Origin of the sequence: Streptomyces sp. NPDC093801 (genome assembly GCF_040701585.1) — a bacterium.
Taxonomy (GTDB): Bacteria; Actinomycetota; Actinomycetes; order Streptomycetales; family Streptomycetaceae; genus Streptomyces.
In genome coordinates this window covers 1-17,369 of sequence record NZ_JBFBDP010000004.1, presented here as the reverse complement: position 1 = coordinate 17,369, position 17,369 = coordinate 1, and the positions used below count along the sequence as shown (strand labels likewise).

Sequence of the window (17,369 nt, the reverse complement as noted above, 5' to 3'; positions counted from 1 at the left end):
GGCGGCCCCGCCACCGCCCGCCTGCGATCGGCCCCGGTCCGGGATGCGGGAAGAGCGGGGGCGGCCGGTGCGATGGCCATGGAGCGCGCGCAAGCGCCGTGGACCCGGCACCACCGGGGAGCCCCGGCCGCCGGAGGCCGCGGCCGAGGACGGGGCCGGGGACTGGGGGGACTGGCTGGCACGCTCGCCCGAAGGCGCCGAGCTGGCCGCCTGGTGGCACGGCGAGCGCGAGCTCACCGCCCGCTTCGGCGCGGACCACTACCGCGCACACCTCGCGGCACTCCTGTCCCGGGCCGCGCCCCGCGACGTCGCCGCCATGGGCCTGGGCTGCTCCCGGCGCGTGGACCGGCCCTGCCGCGCCCCCGGCGTCTGCGGCCGCGACCCGGAACCCGCCGCCGGGACCCGCCTGCGCTCCGGACCGGTCCCCGGGGCCTGCAGCCGGTTCATCGACTGCTGGACCCCGCACGAGGTCCGCGTCCACTTCACCCCCGACGACCGCCACCGGGCGGTGCTCCTGCTCCGCGGCGGCCCCGACGAGGCCCTGCTGTGGGTGGACGGCACGCCCGTCGGCGAGGGGGAGCGGCTGGACAACGGCGGTCACTGGGCGGACGACCGCTTCTACGTGATCCGCATCGGCGGCCCCGCCGACCACCCGGCGCAGGGGCTCGGGGACTTCGGGGACTGGCTGTACCGGATCGTCTCGCTCCTGGTCTACGACGCCGAGCGCGCCCTCGCGCACGTGCTCGTCCCCCGCCCCGAAGAGCACTGGACGGATCCGGTCGTCCGGACCGGCGACGGCACCGTCCGGGTGTACGCGAGCGCGGACGCCGAGCAGTCCGGTACGGCCGACCGGTGCTTCCCCGTCGGAGGTCCGGCCGGCTCACGCCAGGGTTGACACCGCCGGACCCCGGGCCAGCAGGCGGCGGATCTCCCGGACGGCGGCCCCGCCCGCCCGGTTGGCGCCGACGGTCGACGCCGAGGGCCCGTAGCCGACCAGGTGGACCCGCTCGTCGCGCACCGCCCGCGTGCCCTCGATCCGGATCCCGCCGCCCGGCTCGCGCAGCCGCAGCGGGGCCAGGTGGTCGACGGCGGGCCGGAAGCCGGTGGCCCACAGGATCACGTCGGCCTCCACGCGCCGCCCGTCGGCCCAGGCGGCCCCGGACGGGGTGATCCGGTCGAAGACCGGCAGCCGGTCCAGCACCCCCGACTCCAGCCCCGCCCGGACGGCCGCGTTGAGCGGCAGCCCGGTCACACTGACCACGCTCCGCGGGGGCAGGCCCCGGCGCACCCGCTCCTCCACCAGCGCCACCGCCGCCCGGCCCTCGGCCTCGCCGAAATCCCCGTCGCGGAACACGGGCGGCCTGCGGGTGACCCAGGTGGTCGCCGCCGCCACCTCGGAGATCTCCAGCAGGTGCTGCACCGCCGAGGTGCCCCCGCCCACCACGATCACCCGGGCTCCGGCGAACTCCCCGGGTCCCGGGTAGCCCGCGGTGTGCAGCTGGCGTCCCCGGAACAGCTCCTGCCCCGGGTAGCGCGGCCAGAACGGCCGGTCCCAGGTCCCGGTGGCGTTGACGAGGGCGCGGGCCGACCAGTTCCCGGCCGGCGACGCGACCAGCAGCCGCCCGCCCCCGCCCTCGCGCACGGCCGTCACGTCCACGGGCCGCCGCACGTGCAGCCCGAACCGCTCCTCGTACGTCGCGAAGTACTCCCCGATCACCTCGGACGACGGCCGCAGCGGATCGGCGCCGGTCAGCTCCATCCCGGGCAGGGAGTGCATCCCGTGCACCCGGCCGTAGGTGAGCGAGGGCCACCGGAACTGCCAGGCCCCGCCCGGGCGGGGGGAGTGGTCGAGCACCACGTGCCCGATGCCGGCCCGGGCCAGGTGGTAGGCGCTGGAGAGTCCCGCCTGCCCGGCCCCCACGACCACCACGTCCACGTCCACCGCGTCCCGCACCATTTCGTTCACGGTTCTACCAACTCGCGGGGTGTGCGGGATCTTCCCCCCGGGGAGAGCGGACCGGATCCGCCCCGGCCTCAGGCCGCGGCCGGCGCCAGGGAGCGGAGTTCCTCCAGGCGCAGGCGGGTCTCCTCGTCCAGCGGGACGAAGGTCGTCAGGCGGGGGCCCGCCGCCGGGCCCAGCCACAGGCTGGTGTGCTCCAGGCGGAGCAGGCCCACGTGGGCGTTGCGGATGTACTTCCTGTTGCTGCCCAGCCCGACCACCTCGTGCCGCGCCCAGATCTCGCGGAACTCCGGCGAGGCCGCCTCCAGACGGGCCAGGAGGGCCTTCCAGGCGGGTTCGGCCAGGTGGCCGGCCATCGAGGCGCGGAACTTGGCCGCCATCAGCCGGTTGACGTCCGGCATGTCGGCGAGGGACGCCTGCCAGTCGGCGTTGGTGAAGGCCAGCCACATGCAGTTGCGGTCCTCGCGCGGCAGCCGGTCCAGGTCGCACAGGAGCCGCCCGTACGTGGAGTTGTACGCGAGGATGTCGTACCGGCTGTTCTGCACGCACGCCGGGATCGGGTCCAGCTGGTCGAGCATGGCCCGCAGTGCCGGGGTCACGCTCGGGCACCGGGTGTCCGGCGCCGGGTCGACGCCGCCCGCCAGGGCGAACAGGTGCGCGCGCTCGGTGGAGTCCAGCAGCAGGGCGCGCGCGAGGGCGTCCAGCACCTGCGGGGAGACCTGGATCTCCCGGGCCTGCTCCAGCCAGGTGTACCAGGTGACGCCGACGGCCGAGAGCTGGGCGACCTCCTCGCGGCGCAGCCCGGGCGTGCGCCTGCGGCGGCCGCGGGCCAGCCCGACCTGCTCGGGGGTGATCCGCTCGCGGCGGCTGCGCAGGAAGTCGGCCAGCTCGTGCCGGCGCAGGTCGCTCGGTGGGGCCACAGTGGTCATGGGTCCAGCCTGCCGCATCGCGCAGCCGGTTTCCAGGTACTGCCGGTACCAGGATAAGGAGACTCTGGTACCAGGCTCAGCGGTGGAGGATCGTCTCTTGCGTGACCGAAACGACCGTACGCACGCCACCCCTTCCGTCCGCCCCCGCCCCCGCCTCCGACCCGGCCCCGGCCGGCGGGTCCGGGGGTATCTCGCCGCTCGGGCTGTTCACCGTGCTGCTGGGCGCGGCCCTGCCGCTCATCGACTTCTTCATCGTCAACGTGGCGCTGCCCGCCATCGACAGCGACCTCGCCGCCGGTCCGGCCATGCTGGAGCTGGTCGTCGGCGGCTACGGGGTCGCCTACTCGGTGCTGCTGGTGCTGGGCGGCCGCCTCGGTGACACGGCCGGCCGGCGCCGGCTGTTCCTCGTCGGCATGGCGGCCTTCGGGGCCACCTCCCTCGCCTGCGGCCTGGCCCCCACCGCCTGGACCCTGGTCGGGGCGCGGGTGGCCCAGGGCGCCGCGGCGGCGCTGATGCTGCCGCAGGTGCTGGCCACCATCCAGGCCACCACCCGGGGGCCGCGCCGGGCCCGCGCGATGAGCCTGTACGGGGCCACCGCCGGACTGTCGATGGTCGCCGGGCAGATCCTCGGCGGGGTGCTGGTGGCCGCCGACGTGGCCGGCTCCGGCTGGCGGTCGGTGTTCCTGGTGAACGTGCCGGTGGTGCTGCTCGGGCTGGTGCTCGCCGTCCGGGCCGTCCCGGAGACCCGCTCCGAGCGCCCGGCGTCGGTCGACGTCCCCGGCACCCTGCTGCTGGGCCTCACGCTCGTGTCCCTGCTGCTGCCGCTGACGGAGGGCCGGGCGGCCGGGTGGCCGCTGTGGACCTGGCTCTCGCTGGCCGTCTCCCCGCTCGCCGCCGCGGCCTTCTACCTGACCGAGCGCCGCGCCGACCGCCTCGGGCGCACCCCGCTGGTACCGCCGAGCCTGCTGCGGCTGGTGTCGCTGCGGCGCGGGCTGGTGATGCTGCTGCCGTTCTCGATCGGCTTCAGCGGCTTCATGTTCGTCGTCGCCGTCGCGCTCCAGCAGGGGCTGCGGATGGGCCCGGTGTCGGCGGGGCTCGCCCTGGTGCCGATGGCCCTGGCCTTCTTCGCCGCCTCGCTCGCCGGGCCCCGGCTCGTCGGGCGCTTCGGCAGCCGGGTCGTCACCGCCGGCGGGATCGTCCAGGCGGCCGGCATCGGCCTGCTGCTGGTGACCGTCTGGCGCGGCTGGCCTGACCTGGGGCTCGCGGCCCTCGCCCCCGGCGTGGCCGTCGCGGGCCTGGGGCAGGGCCTCCAACTGCCGGTGCTCATGCGGCTGATGCTCTCGGACGTGCCGGCGGACCGGGCCGGGGTGGGCGGCGGGGTCATGGTGACCACGCAGCAGTCCTCGCTCGCCCTGGGCGTGGCGACCGTCGGCAGCCTCTTCCTCGCGCTGGCCGCGGGGTCCGGGATGCGGGACGCCCTCGCCGTGACCCTCCTCGTGCAGCTCGGGCTGATCGCCCTGACGGTCCTGCTCAGCCTGCGCCTGCCGCGCGTCATGGGCTGAGCCCCGGGCTGCGGCCCCGCTCACCGGGTCCCGGGCGGGTCCGGCCGATCCTCGGCGGAGGCCGCCGCGGTCGGCACGGCGGCCGGCCCGGTACCTTCCGGCACGGCGTCGACCGCCTCCGGGGAGGATCGGGAGGCCATCCGTCGTGCCCGCCCCGCCCGGGCCCGCCCCGCCGGTCGTGCCGGTTCCGGGCCGACCCGTCAGGGGGTGCGGGCCGCCCGTCCCACCGCTTCGACCAGCGGCAGCAGCCGGTGCGCGACCCGTTCCCGCAGCGCCACCTCGGTCCGGGTGCGGACCACCCCCGGAAGCCGGATCAACCGCTGGATCACGTCCTCCAGATGGGCGTTGTCCCGGGCGGCCACCCGCGTCAGCAGGTCCCCGCCGCCGGTGATCGAGAAGGCCTCGATGATCTCCGGCACGGCGGCCAGGGCGTCGCCCACGTCGTCCAGGTGCCCCTGGGTGACCTCGATGTGCACGAAGGCGAGCACCGGGTGCCCCAGCGCGGCCGGGGAGAGCACGGGGCCGCTGCCGGTGATCACCCCCGTGCGCTCCAGCCGGTCCAGCCGGGCCTGGAGGGTCCCGCGCGCCACGCCGAGGATCCGGGCGTACTCGCGGACACTGGTGCGCGGCTGCTCGATCAGCAGACGCAGGATCCGGGTGTCGAGCTCGTCCACCGCCATGACAGGAATGTACCAATGGTCCTGCAAGCCCGGATCGCCCATGCATCGGACGGGGGGAGACCAGCTCCGTGAAGACCGCCGTGGTCCTGTTCACCGGCGACCTGCGCCTGCACGACCACCCGCCGCTGCGGGCCGCCCTCGCCTCCTGCGACCGGGTGGTGCCGCTCTTCGTCCGCGACCGGGCCGTCGAGCGCGCCGGCTTCGCCGTGCCGAACCGGACGGCCTTCCTCGCCGACTGCCTGGCCGACCTCGACACCGGACTGCGCGAGCGCGGCGGCCGCCTCGTCCTGCGCTCCGGCGACGTGGTCGAGGAGGTCTGCGCCCTCGCCCGGGAGGCCGACGCCTGCGAGGTCCACCTCGCCGCCGGCGTCAGCGGCTACGCCCAGGCCCGAGAACGGCGCCTGCGCACCGCCCTGGGGGAGCAGGGCGCCGGCCTCCACGCGCACGAAGCGGTCGTGACGGCGGTCGCCCCCGGCGCGGTGCTCCCCAGCGGCCCGGGCTCCGACCACTTCGCCGTCTTCACCCCGTACCTGCGCCGCTGGAGCGAGCTGCCGACGCGCAGGGCGGGCGCCGCCCCGCGCGTCGTCCGCGTCCCGGACGGCATCGGGTCCGAGGACCCGCCCCGCCGCTCCGCCGTCACCGGGACCTCCCCGGGCCTGGCGCGCGGCGGGGAGGCGGAAGCCCGCCGGCTGCTGACCCGCTGGCTGCGCTCCGGCATCGCCGCGTACGAGGACGCCCACGACGACCTCGCCGCCGACGCCACCTCCCGCCTCTCCCCGCACCTGCACTTCGGCACCCTCTCGCCCGTCGAGGCCGTGCAGCGCGCCCGCGCCGCCGGCGGCCCCGGCGCCGAGGCCTTCGTCCGGCAGCTGTGCTGGCGCGACTTCCACCACCAGGTCCTCGCCGCCCGCCCCTCGGCCGCGGCCGAGGACTACCGCGCCCGGCACGACCACTGGCGCACCGGCCGCCACGCCGAGGAGGAGGTCCAGGCCTGGAAGGACGGCCGCACCGGCTACCCGGTCGTCGACGCGGCCATGCGCCAGCTGCGCCACGAGGGCTGGATGCACAACCGGGGCAGGCTGATCGCCGCCAGTTTCCTCGCCAAGACGCTCTACGCCGACTGGCGCACCGGAGCCCGGCACTTCCTCGACCTCCTCGTCGACGGGGACCTCGCCAACAACCAGCTCAACTGGCAGTGGGTGGCCGGCACCGGCACCGACACCCGCCCCAACCGGGTCCTCAACCCCGTCCGCCAGGGCCTGAGGTACGACCCCGAGGGCCGCTACGTCCACCGCTGGGTCCCCGAACTGGCCGCCCTGCCCGCGCCCCGCGTCCACGAACCCTGGCGGCTGCCCGCCGAGGAGCGGGCCCGGTACGACTACCCCGAGCCGGTGGTGGACCTCTCCGAGGCACAGGCCCGCTTCCGCGCGGGACGGCCGGGCGCCACGCGTTAGGCCACCGGGTCAGCAGCACCCGAGACCGCGCACGGCCGGCTGCCTCACGTACGTCAGGGCCACCCCCAGCACCACGGCGGCCGCGGGCAGCAGCAGCCAGTTCACCGGGCACCCGGCCCGCACCAGCAGCGCCCCCGTCAGCCCGCCCGCGAACATGGAGGCCACCGCCCGCGCCCGCCGCCCCCACGCCCCCGTCCCGTACCCGAAGGCGCTGTCGCGCCCGAGCGCCGACCCGCCGAGCAGGGCCGTCATGGAGCGGGTGACCAGGGTGGTCGGCACCCCGGGCAGGTTGACCCGCATGCTCGTGACGTTGCGGAATCCCATCGCCACCGCCAGGGCGGACGCCGTCATCAGGTGCCGGGCCGTCGGCGCCCCGTACCGCGGCGCCAGTCCCCAGCCGATGGCCGCCGCCACGGTGATCAGCGCCGCCTCGACGGACAGCCCGAGCACGAACCAGGACCGCCCCCGGGCCTGCGCCGCCCCCTCCAGCCGGGCCGCGCACACCGCCCCCGCCGAGAACGACAGCAGGGACACCCCGGAGGCCAGCGCGGGCAGGTGCCCCTCATGGGCCAGCCCGAACGACAGGAACAGCACGTTGCCCGTCTGCATGGCGGTGAACACCGGCCCCAGGGCCAGCAGGCTGACCGCCTCGATCAGCCCGGTCACCCAGGTCAGCACCAGCAGCAGGAGGGTCAGCCGCCCGCACGCACGCACGTCCATGACGCCCGACAGTGACACGCCCGCCCCGCTCCACCGGTCCGACATGCCGGGCACGAGCACCCACCCCGTAGGGTCCGGGACATGAGTGATCTTCTGCTGGTGAGGCACGGCGAGACGGCGTGGAGCGCCAACGGGCGGCACACCGGGCTCACCGATGTCCCGCTGACCGCCCGCGGGGCCGACGAGGCCCTCTCGCTGGCCCCCTACTTCCGCGACCGGCACCCCGCACTGGTGCTGACCAGCCCGCTGAGCCGGGCCGTCGCCACGGCCGAACTCGCCGGGCTCACCGGCGGGATCCCCGACCCCGACCTCCACGAGTGGGACTACGGCGGCTACGAGGGCGTCACCACCGCCGACATCCGGCGGACCCGGCCCGACTGGTCGCTGTGGACCGACGGCGTCCCGCCGGGCGACGCCCGGCACCCGGGCGAGGACGCCGAGCAGGTCGGCGCCCGCGCGGACCGGGTCCTGGCCCGGGCCGGCGAGGTGCTCGGCGCCGACGGGGGCGACGTCGTACTCGTCGCCCACGGCCACTTCCTGCGCGTCCTGACCGCCCGCTACCTCGGCCTGCCCCCGACGCACGGCCGGCTCTTCCTGCTGCGCACCGGCACCGTCAGCGTGCTCTCCACGGAGCACGGCCTCCCGGTCGTGGCGGGCTGGAACACCCGCCCCTGAGGCCCCACCCGGCCGTCCTCACCCGGCACCGCGGCCCAGGCAGCGCCCGGCACAGCGCGTCCAGGGCCGCCGCGAAGGCGTGCCCGGACGGGATGCCGCAGCCCGGCACCGGCCCGTCCCGCGGCGGCACGGCGCTCTCCGGGTGCCGGTACGGCCGCAGCGCCTCCGGCGCCGGGCCCTGCCGGCGGACCGCGCGCAGGGCCGCCTCCCCGGTACCCGGCGGGAGCTCCGGCACCGCGTGCAGCCCGGCCGCGATCCCGCCGATCCCGATGTGCGGCGCACCGGCCGCGCTCCGCGCCGCCGGCAGGTCCCGGCACCGCGCAGCCCCGGCCCGGCCCCCCGCCGGGGCGTCGGACGACGCCACCCGGACGACCCGTGCCGCCTCGCGCGCCACCGCCCCCCGCGTGACCATGCGTACATGGACCAGGGCGACCGCGGCCGACCGGAGGGCAGCCTCCCCGACGCCGCCTCCGGCGAGGACACCCTCGAGGCCAACGCGATCGGCTTCCTCGACGCGCTCGTCATCGGCCTGAACTCGACCTCGCCCGCCTACTCCCTGGCCGCCGTCATCGGCCCGATCGTTGCCCTCGTCGGGATCTACGCCCCGGGCGTGATGCTGGCCTCCTTCGTGCCGATGCTGCTCATCGCCGCCGCCTTCTACTACCTCAACAAGGTCGACCAGGACTGCGGCACCACCTTCTCGTGGGTGAGCCGCGCCATGGGCCCCTGGGCGGGCTGGCTCGGCGGCTGGGCCATCACCATGACCGGCGTCCTCGTCATCGGCTCCCTCGCCGACGTCGCCGTCCACTTCGGGCTGCTCGCCGCCGGCCTCGACGGCCTGGCCGCCGACACCCTGGTCCGCCAGACCCTCGCCGTCGTGGTGATCCTCGCGATGACCGCGATGTGCGTCATCGGCACCGAGGTGTCGGCGCACTTCCAGGACATCCTCATCCTCGCCCAGGTCCTCTTCCTCCTGGTCTTCGCCGTCGTCGCCCTCTACCGGGTCTACGCCGGCACCAGCACCCTCGACGCGGTCCACCCGTCCGTCACCTGGCTCAACCCCTTCGGCGCCGGCGGCGCCGCGCTCACCGGCGGCCTGCTGCTCGGCGTGTTCATCTACTGGGGCTGGGAGTCCGCCGTCAACCTCACCGAGGAGGTCGAGGACTCCGCCACCGCGCCCGGCAAGGCCGGCATCTGGTCCACCCTGATCCTGCTCGTCACCTACCTGGCCGTCGGCTTCGCCATCGTCGCCTACGCCGGGACCGCCTTCCTCGCCGAGAACGCCGGGGAGGAGGAGGCGATCTTCGCCGTCCTCGCGCACGAGGTGATGGGCGGCTGGGACTGGATGGTGCTCCTCGCCGTCTGCACCTCCGCCCTCGCCTCCACCCAGACCACGATCATCCCGGCCTCCCGCACCGCACTGTCCATGGCCCGCCGGCACGCCCTGCCCCCGCACCTCGCCCACATCCACCACCGCTTCCACACCCCCGACGTCAGCACCTGGTGGGTGGCCGCCATCGCCATCGGCTGGTACCTCGCCGTCAACCAGATCAGCGAGAACGCCCTGCTCGACTCCCTCACCGCGCTCTCGCTGCTCATCGCCTTCTACTACGCGCTCACCGGCGTGGCCTGCGCCGTCTACTACCGCCGCCACCTTCTGGCGAACGTGCACAACTTCGTGCTGATCGGCCTCGGCCCGCTGCTCGGCGCCGCGCTGCTGGCCTGGCTGCTCGTGGAGTCCATCGGGGACATGTCCGACCCGGGGAACTCGGCCAGCGGGGTCTCCTGGTTCGGCCTCGGCCCGCCCCTGGTGATCGGGATCGGCATCGCGGCCGTCGGCGTGCTCCTCATGTGCTTCTGGAGGGTCCGCGACGGCAGGTTCTGGCAGGAGCGCCGGGGCGTGGTCGACCCGGCCCTCGTCCGCGGCCGGAGGAACTGAGGAGGTCCGGATGTCCGTGGTCCTCGGGTACGACGAGTCCCCCGGCGCGGAGCGCGCCCTGCGCGTCGCGCTGGAGGTGGCCTCCGCCTTCGGGGAACCGCTGGTCCTCGTCTACGGGGCAGCCGCGCCCGGTGCCGCGGGGGAGGAGTACCGCGCCCACCGCGAGGCCGTCCTCCAGGCGGGCCGCAGCGCGCTCGCGCGGGCCGTCGAGGCCGCCGACGAGGCCGGGGTCCCCTCGACCGTCGAGGTCATGGACGACCGGCCGGCCCAGGCCCTGCTCGCCGCCGCCGAACAGCACCGCGCCCGGGTCATCATCGTCGGCACCTGGGGTGACAGCCCGATCCGCGGCGCCCTGCTCGGCTCGACCCCGCACAAGCTCCTGCACCTCTCCCCGGTCCCGGTCCTGTGCGTCCCGACCGAACCGGCCAGGGACACCGCCTAGGAGAAGACCCCCGCGAGGTAGCCGGCCAGCCCCTCGGCGGTCGGCGGGCACAGCCGCGCCCCCAGGTAGCCGTCCGGGCGCACCACGAAGGCGGTCGGCTCCCGCACCCCGTAGCGCAGGGCGAACTCGCCCCGCGCGTCGCGGTACACGGGCAGTTCCGTGGCCCCGGCGGGCGCGGTCCCGCCCTCGGTGAGGACCGCGTACGCCGTGAGCCGCCCCGCCGGCGACCCGCCCGTCAGTGCGGCGAGTCCGGGGACGTACGCGTCCCACGCGCCGTCGGTGTACACCAGCAGCACGTGCTCGCGGTCCCTCAGCAGGTCGTGGAGCCGCAGCGGATAGGCGGGGACCTCCCCGGCCAGCCCGCCGCAGTCGGGCGCCCGGTCGCCGGGCCCCGGTCCGGTACCGCCGGCCTCCCCCGGGAGGGGGCCGCGGACGACCGGGCTGCCGCGGTAGCCGACCAGCAGCTGGGCCTCCCGCAGCAGCGCGTCCGTCTTCCCGTCGGCCGCCCCGAGGGTCCGGCGGGCGTGGCGCACGGTCCGGCCGACCACCTCCTCGCCGACCGGCCGCCGCTCGGCGTCGTAGCTGGCCAGCAGCCCCGGGTGTGCGCGGCCGCCGACGGCGAGGGCCAGCTTCCAGGCCAGGTTCCAGGCGTCCTGGATGCCCGTGTTCATCCCCTGCGCGCCGGTCGGCGGATGGATGTGCGCCGCGTCCCCGGCGACGAAGACCCGCCCGTCGCCGTAGCGGTCCACGATCCGGTGGCTGATCCGGAACACAGAGGACCAGCGCATCGCGGAGGCCGTCACCGGCCGGGGCGCCATCCGGTCCAGCACGGCCTGGACGTCCGACAGGGCGGGGGCCCGGGACCCCTCCAGCCCGTGCGCCACCGCGTCGCCCGCCGCCGGCGCGGCGGCCGCGGAGAGTTCCGGCGGTACCGGCATGGACATCCGGTAGCGCCCCGGCCCGGGCAGCGGGATGCAGACCAGCAGGTCGTCGATCCGCCCGCCGGCGTCGTGGTGCACCGCCCGGACGGCGTACCCGTACGGGAGGTCCCAGCCGACCTCCACGTCGGCCAGCATGTACTCCTCGGGGAAGGCCCCGCCCCCGAAGGCCAGCCCCAGCCCCTTGCGGACGGTGCTGTGCGCCCCGTCACACCCCACCAGGTACCGGGTCCGCAGCTCCTCGCCGCCGTCGGGTCCCGTCAACAGGACAGTCACCCCGTCGTCGTCCTGCGTGAAGGACACCAGCTCCGTGTCCCGCTCGATCCGGGTCCCGAAGCGGGCCAGGAAGGCCTCCAGGATCCGCTCCGTCTCGTACTGCGGCAGCGCGGCGAACCCGTACGGCACCTCCGGCGGCAGCGCCATCCGCACCGGCTCCCGCTCCTCGCCGTCGACGTAGACCAGCTGCCCGCGCAGCGGGACCGCCACCTCCAGCGCGTCCGCGATGAGGCCCATCCGGTCCCACAGCTCCAGCGTGCGCGGCTGGACGCCCACGGCCTTCGCGTACGGCAGCCGGCCCGGCAGCCGGTCCACGATCCGGCAGGACACCCCCCGCCGGCGCAGCTCCACCGCCGCCGTCAGCCCCACCGGGCCCGCGCCCGCGACGAGCACGTCCGCCGCTCCGCCGCTCATGCGTCCATCGTGGCCACCGGCGCCGGAGCCCCGCCACCCGGCACGTCCCGGGACCGATGCGGACGACCCGGCCACCGGCGGTCCGTTGGCCCGCCCGTGGCCGGAAACGCACCCCGGGAGCAGGGCCAACGGCCCAGCGGGGGGAGCCCGCCTTGAGCCAATGCCCCTGCGGATGCTTATCTGTGTCGTATCCATGTACTTTCGGCGCCGCGCAGCGCCGGCCGGCAACGACGCCGGACCGGAGCGCGGCGCCTTCGCCGTGCCCGTACGCCGCCCACCACCCCCGGGCGGACGCCGGCACGGCGCGCACCACTCCGAGGGGGGCGGCACACCGCCATGAAGAGGATGTTCACGGCTCCGGATCCGGGGCGCACCAGACTCAGGAACTCGACGCGCGCGGTGATCGGCACCGGCCTCGCCGTCGCCACGGCCGAACTGGCGGGGCTCTCGCTCACGGCCTCCATCACCGGCGGGCTGGCGGCCCTGCTCGCGCTGTTCACCGTCCTCGACGCGGACGTCCGCGCCCAGCGGGTGACCACCGCCCTGCTGCCCGTCGCCGGCTTCCCCGTCCTGGTCCTGGCCACCTCCCTGCACAGCATGCCGCCCGTGCGCGACGCGGCCTGGCTCGCCGTCGTCTTCGCCGGGGTCTACGCCCGCCGGTGGGGGCCGCGCGGGCACGCCCTCGGCATCTTCGCCTTCATGATGTTCTTCGTCACCCAGTTCCTGCACGCCCGGCCCGCCCAGCTGCCCGAGCTGTTCGCCGCCGTCGCCCTGGCGCTGCTGTCGGCCGGGGCCGTCCGGTTCGTGCTGTGGCCCATCGAGCGCCGCACGCCCCCGGCCGCCGCCCCGCCGCCGCTGCCGGGCACCGGCCTCGCCCGGCCCACCACCCGCCAGGCCTTCCAGGCCACCGCCGCCTGCGCCTTCGCCCTCGGCGTCGGCCAGTTCCTGTCCGAGGACCGCTGGTACTGGGCCGTCGGCACCGCCTGGTGGATCTTCGTCAACACCGCCTCGCGCGGCGAGACCCTGGTCCGCGGCTTCCGCCGGGTCCTGGGCACCGTCGTGGGCATCGCGGCCGGCCTGCTGATCGCCGTACCCCTGCACGGCGCCCCCGCGCCCACCGCCGCCCTGGTCGCCGTCTGCGTGTTCGGCATCTTCTACACGGCCGCCCCCTCGTACTCCTGGATGATGTTCTTCGTCACCGTCATGGCCGGGCTGCTCTACGGGCTCCTCGGCGTGCTCCACCCAGGGCTGCTGCTCCTGCGCTTCGAGGAGACCGCCGCCGGCGCGCTCGGCGCGGCCCTCGGCGTCACCCTGATCCTTCCGGTCACCACGCACGCCGCCAACGACGCCTGGATCCAGCGCGCCCTGCACTGCGTCCGGGCCTCCACCGCGGCCTCCCTCGACCGCCTCGCCGGCGACCCCGACGCCGACCCCGCCCCGCACGCCGCCGAACTGGAGCTGCTCCTGGCCCGGGTCCGGATGGCGCTCGCACCGCTGGTCCACCCGCTGAGCCCGCTGCGCGCCCGCAAGGCCCGTGCCCGCCAGGTCCTGGCCCTGCTCGACGACTGCGCCCGCGAGGTGCGCGGGCTCGTCTCCGTCGCCGCCGACCCCCAGGCCTCCCACGACGCCCGGCTCGCCGCCGCCTGCTGGCGGGTCGAGGCCGCCGTGGAGGCGCTCACCGCCCCGCAGGGCACGGCGGAGGGCGCCGCCCCCGCCACCCCGGCCGGCCCCGCGGGAGCCGAGCCGGCCCTGGCGCACCTGCACGGCCTCGAAACGGCCCTGGCCGCCCTCGCCACCCCGCTGCGCACCGACCCCCGCGACCCGCTGGTCGTCACGGCCTGACGGCAAGCGCCCCCGCGCGGGTCGGGGCGCCGGTACGGTCGGGGACATGACCACCCCAGGCGCCCCGACCGTCGCGTTCCGTACCGCCCGCCCCGGGGACCGGGCGGCCATCGAGGCCCTCGACGGCTCCTTCCGCACCCCGACCGTCTTCGAGGTCGACCGCTCCGAGGGCGGGTTCGCCCTGCGCGAGGTGCCGGTGGACCCGCCGCTCCACAAGGTCTTCCCGCCGGGGGACCCCGAGGAGCCGGGCGGGTCCGGCGCCGAGGGGGAGGGAGGGGACGGGCACGCCCGGACCTTCGTCGCCCTCGACGGCGACGTCCTGTGCGGGTTCGCCGCCGTCCGCTACGCCCCCTGGAACCGGCGCCTGACCGTCGAGGACATCGAGGTCGCGCCGGCCCACCGGGGCCGCGGCATCGGCCGGGCCCTGATGGACCTCGCGGCCGGCTTCGCCCGCGAACGGGGCGCCGCTCACCTGTGGCTGGAGGTCAGCTCGGTCAACGCGCCCGCCGTGCACGCCTACCGGCGGATGGGCTTCACCCTCTGCGGCCTGGACACCGCCCTCTACGACGGCACACCGGCGGCGGGGGAGCAGGCGCTGTTCATGAGCCGCCCCTGCGGCTGACCCGGCCCACCCGCCGGCCGGCGCCCCGACTCCCGGAATTCCGGGGATGGTACGGCACCCCACCGCCCCACCGCAGGCCAATGGTTGAAGATCACCCGGACGGGTGTTCCGCCGGCGCCAGGGGTCCGGCGCTGACCTGCGGCATGTACAACGGGTGATTGTTCACTGCACATTCATCCGGCACGTACAGGGTGGATCTGTCCGGACAGGGGGTAACCGCCCGGAATGGAAATTCTGCAGAAGCACTCGAGCGACGCTCAGGTGTGGGAGGAAGCCGAGGAGTTCATCCGGCTCTTCCACCGGGAGAATCCGCAGGCCGGTGATCCGCGCGCCCGGCTCGCCGCCGTACGGGCCGAGCTCGCGGAGACCGGCACCTACCGCCACACCCCCGAGGAGCTGGTCCACGGGGCCCGGGTGGCCTGGCGCAACAGCAACCGCTGCATAGGCCGGCTCTACTGGAACTCGCTGCGGGTCCGCGACCGCCGCGGGCTGACCGACGCCGAGGACATCGCCGCCGAGTGCTTCGAGCACCTGCGGGAGGCCACCAACGGCGGCCGGGTCCGGCCCACGATCACGGTCTTCGCCCCGGACGCCCCGGGCCGGCCGGGCCCGCTGATCTGGAGCGAGCAGCTCGTGCGCTACGCCGGCTACGGGGACCACCCGTCGATAACCGTCGGCGACGCCCGCAACAGACCGCTCACCGAGGCCCTGCTGCGCCTCGGCTGGGCCGGCGGCCCGGGCACCCCCTTCGACCTCCTGCCCCTGGTGGTCCAGGGCGTCGACGACAAGCCCCGCTGGTTCGACACCCCCGCCGACGCCGTGCTGGAGGTGCCGATCCGCCACCCCGACGAGCGGGACGACTGGTCGGACTGGGGGCTGCGCTGGCACGCCGTTCCGGCCATCTCCAACATGTGCCTGGAGGTCGGCGGCATCCACTACACGGCCGCCCCCTTCAACGGCTGGTACATGGGCACCGAGATCGGGGCCCGCAACCTCGCCGACACCGACCGCTACCACCTCCTCCCGGCCGTCGCCCGCAGGCTCGGCCTGGACGTCTCCAGCGACCGCTCGCTCTGGAAGGACCGGGCCCTGGTCGAGCTCAACCGGGCCGTGCTGGACTCCTTCGACCGGGCCGGGGTCACCATCGCCGACCACCACACCGAGTCCCGCCGGTTCCTCTCCCACCTGGAGCGCGAGGAGAGCAAGGGCCGCCCGGTGGGCGCGGACTGGTCCTGGATCGTCCCGCCCATCTCCGGCGCCGCCACCCCCGTCTTCCACCGGACCTACGAGGACCGGCCGAGCGCGACCGCGTACGTGCACCACGAGGGCGCTCAGGAACGGGCCCGGGGACGGGACTTGGTCTAGACCTTCTGTTACGGTCGGCTCGGAACGGATCCGGGACGGCGGAGAGGGGCACCGGTGGACGGCGCGCACAGCACGGACCACGGCGGCGGACACCGGGCCTACATCGGCTCGTTCACCTCGGGGGGCGGCCGCGGTGTCATCACCGCGGCCGTGGATCCGGCCACGGGGGCGCTGACCCCGCTCTCGGCGGAGGGCTCCCTGCCGGACCCCTCGTACCTCGCGCTCGACCGGGGCGCGGGTGTGCTCTACGCGGTCAGCGAGGCCGACCGGGGTGCGGCGGGAGCCTTCCGCCCCACCGCCGCGGGGCTCGCCCCGTTCGGCGCTCCCGTCGCGGTCGGCGGCGCGGGCCCCACCCACCTCTGCCTGGCCGGGGGCAGGCTGCTCACCGCCAACTACGCCTCCGGCAGCGTCAGCAGCCTGCCGCTCGCCGCCGACGGCGGGGTCTCGGCGCCCGCCGCGGTCCTGGCGTACGAGGGCTCCGGTCCCGACGCCGACCGGCAGACGGGCCCGCACCCCCACCAGGTGCTGCCCGACCCCTCCGGCCGCTGGGTGCTCGCCGTGGACCTCGGCACCGACGAGGTGCGGGTCCTCGCGCCCGGCCCGGCCGGCGGCGGGCCGCGCGTCCACGCCGTGGCCTCGCTGCGCGCCGGGACGGGTCCGCGCCACCTCGCCTTCCACCCGTCGGGCGCGGTGGTCTACGTCCTGCACGAGCTGGAGCCGCTGCTGACCGTCTGCCGCTGGAACGCGGACCCGGGCCTGCTCGACCCGGTCGCGGAGGTCCCGGTCGCCCCAGCGGGCGGCCTGGACGGCGTACGGGCCCATCCCTCGGCGATCATCGTCTCGTCCGACGGCCGTTTCGTCTGGGCGGCGGTCCGCGGGACCGACACCCTGGTCACGTTCTCGCTCGCCGGCGGCCCCGAGGAGCCGCGGGCCACGAGCACCGTCGGCTGTGGCGGCCGGTGGCCGCGCGACCTCGCCGCGGACCCGGCGGGGCGCCGCCTGTACGCGGCCAACGAGCGCTCGGGGGACGTCACCTGGTTCGACGTGGACCCCCGGACCGGCCGCCCGGTCCGGGCGGGCTCCATGCCCGCGCCGGCGGCCTCCTGCGTGGTCCTCGGCTGAACTCCGCCGCCGTCCGCGGCGGCTCCGGAGGCGGGCCGGACCGGGCGCCGGTACGACGAAGAGGGCCCGCCCGGAAGCGGGCGGTTTCTAGGGGTCGTTGCAACACGTGGTCGGTTTGATCAGGCCGCGAGGAGTTTATGCAGGCGCTCGGCTGGGGTTTCCCAGTCGAGCGTTTTGCGTGGGCGGCCGTTGAGCTGGGCCGCGACGGCGTCGAGGTGGTCGCGGGTGTGGGCCGAGAGGTCGGTGCCCTTGGGGAAGTACTGCCGCAGCAGTCCGTTGGTGTTCTCGTTGGAGCCGCGCTGCCAGGGACTGGCGGGGTCGCAGAAGTAGACGGGGACGTCGGTGGCGATGGTGAAGGAGCGGTGCGAGGCCATCTCCGAGCCCTGGTCCCAGGTCAGGGACCGCTTGAGGTGGGAGGGCAGGGTCTGG

16 protein-coding genes are annotated in these 17,369 nt (G+C 75.9%); 10 read left to right on the top strand and 6 right to left on the bottom strand.

The annotated features are described in order from the left end of the window. The first annotated feature begins 67 nt into the window (after positions 1 to 67). Complete coding sequence (locus tag AB0469_RS05235) at positions 68 to 895, top strand: hypothetical protein (protein WP_366449965.1); 828 nt, start codon at positions 68 to 70, stop codon at positions 893 to 895. On the opposite strand, the gene AB0469_RS05230 is transcribed toward AB0469_RS05235, so the two are convergent. Both AB0469_RS05230 and AB0469_RS05225 read right to left on the bottom strand, forming a co-directional pair. Next, positions 881 to 1,957 carry an FAD-dependent oxidoreductase gene (locus AB0469_RS05230; protein ID WP_366450233.1) on the bottom strand — a complete coding sequence of 359 codons (1,077 nt, stop codon included), beginning with the start codon at positions 1,955 to 1,957 and terminating at the stop codon, positions 881 to 883. The genes AB0469_RS05235 and AB0469_RS05230 overlap by 15 nt on opposite strands. A 77-nt stretch (positions 1,958 to 2,034) precedes the next feature. Next, the gene (locus AB0469_RS05225; protein WP_366449964.1) at positions 2,035 to 2,889 is read right to left on the bottom strand and encodes a helix-turn-helix domain-containing protein; all 855 of its coding nucleotides are present in this window, start codon (positions 2,887 to 2,889) and stop codon (positions 2,035 to 2,037) included. Between the two features lie 188 nt (positions 2,890 to 3,077). On the opposite strand from AB0469_RS05225, the gene AB0469_RS05220 reads away from it, so the two are divergent. Continuing rightward, positions 3,078 to 4,451 carry an MFS transporter gene (locus AB0469_RS05220; RefSeq protein ID WP_366450232.1) on the top strand — a complete coding sequence of 458 codons (1,374 nt, stop codon included), beginning with the start codon at positions 3,078 to 3,080 and terminating at the stop codon, positions 4,449 to 4,451. A 200-nt stretch (positions 4,452 to 4,651) separates the two neighbouring features. Here AB0469_RS05220 and AB0469_RS05215 read toward each other — a convergent pair whose 3' ends face one another. Then, entirely contained in the window at positions 4,652 to 5,131 is a 480-nt protein-coding gene (locus AB0469_RS05215; RefSeq protein ID WP_366449963.1) for an Lrp/AsnC family transcriptional regulator, read from the bottom strand. Between the two features lie 68 nt (positions 5,132 to 5,199). On the opposite strand from AB0469_RS05215, the gene AB0469_RS05210 reads away from it, so the two are divergent. Continuing rightward, positions 5,200 to 6,585, top strand: a complete 1,386-nt coding sequence (locus AB0469_RS05210) for a deoxyribodipyrimidine photo-lyase (RefSeq protein WP_366449961.1) — start codon at positions 5,200 to 5,202, stop codon at positions 6,583 to 6,585. A gap of 9 nt (positions 6,586 to 6,594) precedes the next feature. Here AB0469_RS05210 and AB0469_RS05205 read toward each other — a convergent pair whose 3' ends face one another. After that, entirely contained in the window at positions 6,595 to 7,305 is a 711-nt protein-coding gene (locus tag AB0469_RS05205) for a YoaK family protein (protein ID WP_366449960.1), read from the bottom strand. An 81-nt stretch (positions 7,306 to 7,386) separates the two neighbouring features. Between AB0469_RS05205 and AB0469_RS05200 the strand changes: the two genes are divergently transcribed. The 3 genes from AB0469_RS05200 to AB0469_RS05190 all read left to right on the top strand — a co-directional run bounded on the left by AB0469_RS05200 (position 7,387) and on the right by AB0469_RS05190 (position 10,361). Beyond that, positions 7,387 to 7,980, top strand: a complete 594-nt coding sequence (locus AB0469_RS05200) for a histidine phosphatase family protein (RefSeq protein WP_366449959.1) — start codon at positions 7,387 to 7,389, stop codon at positions 7,978 to 7,980. A gap of 418 nt (positions 7,981 to 8,398) precedes the next feature. After that, a complete protein-coding gene (locus tag AB0469_RS05195) occupies positions 8,399 to 9,919 on the top strand; it encodes an APC family permease (RefSeq protein WP_366449958.1) in 1,521 nt (506 codons plus the stop codon). Positions 9,920 to 9,929: 10 nt separating this feature from the next. Then, positions 9,930 to 10,361, top strand: a complete 432-nt coding sequence (locus AB0469_RS05190; protein ID WP_366449957.1) for a universal stress protein — start codon at positions 9,930 to 9,932, stop codon at positions 10,359 to 10,361. On the opposite strand, the gene AB0469_RS05185 is transcribed toward AB0469_RS05190, so the two are convergent. Beyond that, a complete protein-coding gene (locus AB0469_RS05185; RefSeq protein WP_366449956.1) occupies positions 10,358 to 11,989 on the bottom strand; it encodes an FAD-dependent monooxygenase in 1,632 nt (543 codons plus the stop codon). The two genes, AB0469_RS05190 and AB0469_RS05185, sit on opposite strands and share 4 nt — an antisense overlap. A 336-nt stretch (positions 11,990 to 12,325) precedes the next feature. Between AB0469_RS05185 and AB0469_RS05180 the strand changes: the two genes are divergently transcribed. From AB0469_RS05180 to AB0469_RS05165, 4 genes are all read left to right on the top strand, one after another. Then, on the top strand, positions 12,326 to 13,831 hold the full coding sequence (locus AB0469_RS05180) for an FUSC family protein (RefSeq protein WP_366449955.1): 1,506 nt from the start codon (positions 12,326 to 12,328) through the stop codon (positions 13,829 to 13,831). A 46-nt stretch (positions 13,832 to 13,877) separates the two neighbouring features. Then, the gene (locus AB0469_RS05175; RefSeq protein ID WP_366449954.1) at positions 13,878 to 14,453 is read left to right on the top strand and encodes a GNAT family N-acetyltransferase; all 576 of its coding nucleotides are present in this window, start codon (positions 13,878 to 13,880) and stop codon (positions 14,451 to 14,453) included. Between the two features lie 225 nt (positions 14,454 to 14,678). Continuing rightward, positions 14,679 to 15,818 carry a nitric oxide synthase oxygenase gene (locus AB0469_RS05170; RefSeq protein ID WP_366449953.1) on the top strand — a complete coding sequence of 380 codons (1,140 nt, stop codon included), beginning with the start codon at positions 14,679 to 14,681 and terminating at the stop codon, positions 15,816 to 15,818. A gap of 54 nt (positions 15,819 to 15,872) precedes the next feature. After that, on the top strand, positions 15,873 to 16,940 hold the full coding sequence (locus AB0469_RS05165) for a lactonase family protein (protein WP_366449952.1): 1,068 nt from the start codon (positions 15,873 to 15,875) through the stop codon (positions 16,938 to 16,940). Between the two features lie 119 nt (positions 16,941 to 17,059). On the opposite strand, the gene AB0469_RS05160 is transcribed toward AB0469_RS05165, so the two are convergent. Further along, positions 17,060 to 17,369 (bottom strand): IS30 family transposase (locus tag AB0469_RS05160; protein ID WP_366449951.1); only part of this gene is annotated, 310 nt, incomplete at its 5' end.

What these genes read in the sequence shown, in the direction of transcription:
- AB0469_RS05170 (WP_366449953.1), top strand. Translation starts at nt 14,679, where the DNA reads ATGGAAATTCTGCAGAAGCACTCGAGCGACGCTCAGGTGTGGGAGGAA.
- AB0469_RS05190 (WP_366449957.1), top strand. Translation starts at nt 9,930, where the DNA reads ATGTCCGTGGTCCTCGGGTACGACGAGTCCCCCGGCGCGGAGCGCGCC.
- AB0469_RS05205 (WP_366449960.1), bottom strand. Translation starts at nt 7,305, where the DNA reads ATGGACGTGCGTGCGTGCGGGCGGCTGACCCTCCTGCTGCTGGTGCTG.
- AB0469_RS05200 (WP_366449959.1), top strand. Translation starts at nt 7,387, where the DNA reads ATGAGTGATCTTCTGCTGGTGAGGCACGGCGAGACGGCGTGGAGCGCC.
- AB0469_RS05195 (WP_366449958.1), top strand. Translation starts at nt 8,399, where the DNA reads ATGGACCAGGGCGACCGCGGCCGACCGGAGGGCAGCCTCCCCGACGCC.
- AB0469_RS05185 (WP_366449956.1), bottom strand. Translation starts at nt 11,989, where the DNA reads ATGAGCGGCGGAGCGGCGGACGTGCTCGTCGCGGGCGCGGGCCCGGTG.
- AB0469_RS05180 (WP_366449955.1), top strand. Translation starts at nt 12,326, where the DNA reads ATGAAGAGGATGTTCACGGCTCCGGATCCGGGGCGCACCAGACTCAGG.
- AB0469_RS05175 (WP_366449954.1), top strand. Translation starts at nt 13,878, where the DNA reads ATGACCACCCCAGGCGCCCCGACCGTCGCGTTCCGTACCGCCCGCCCC.
- AB0469_RS05225 (WP_366449964.1), bottom strand. Translation starts at nt 2,889, where the DNA reads ATGACCACTGTGGCCCCACCGAGCGACCTGCGCCGGCACGAGCTGGCC.
- AB0469_RS05230 (WP_366450233.1), bottom strand. Translation starts at nt 1,957, where the DNA reads ATGGTGCGGGACGCGGTGGACGTGGACGTGGTGGTCGTGGGGGCCGGG.
- AB0469_RS05215 (WP_366449963.1), bottom strand. Translation starts at nt 5,131, where the DNA reads ATGGCGGTGGACGAGCTCGACACCCGGATCCTGCGTCTGCTGATCGAG.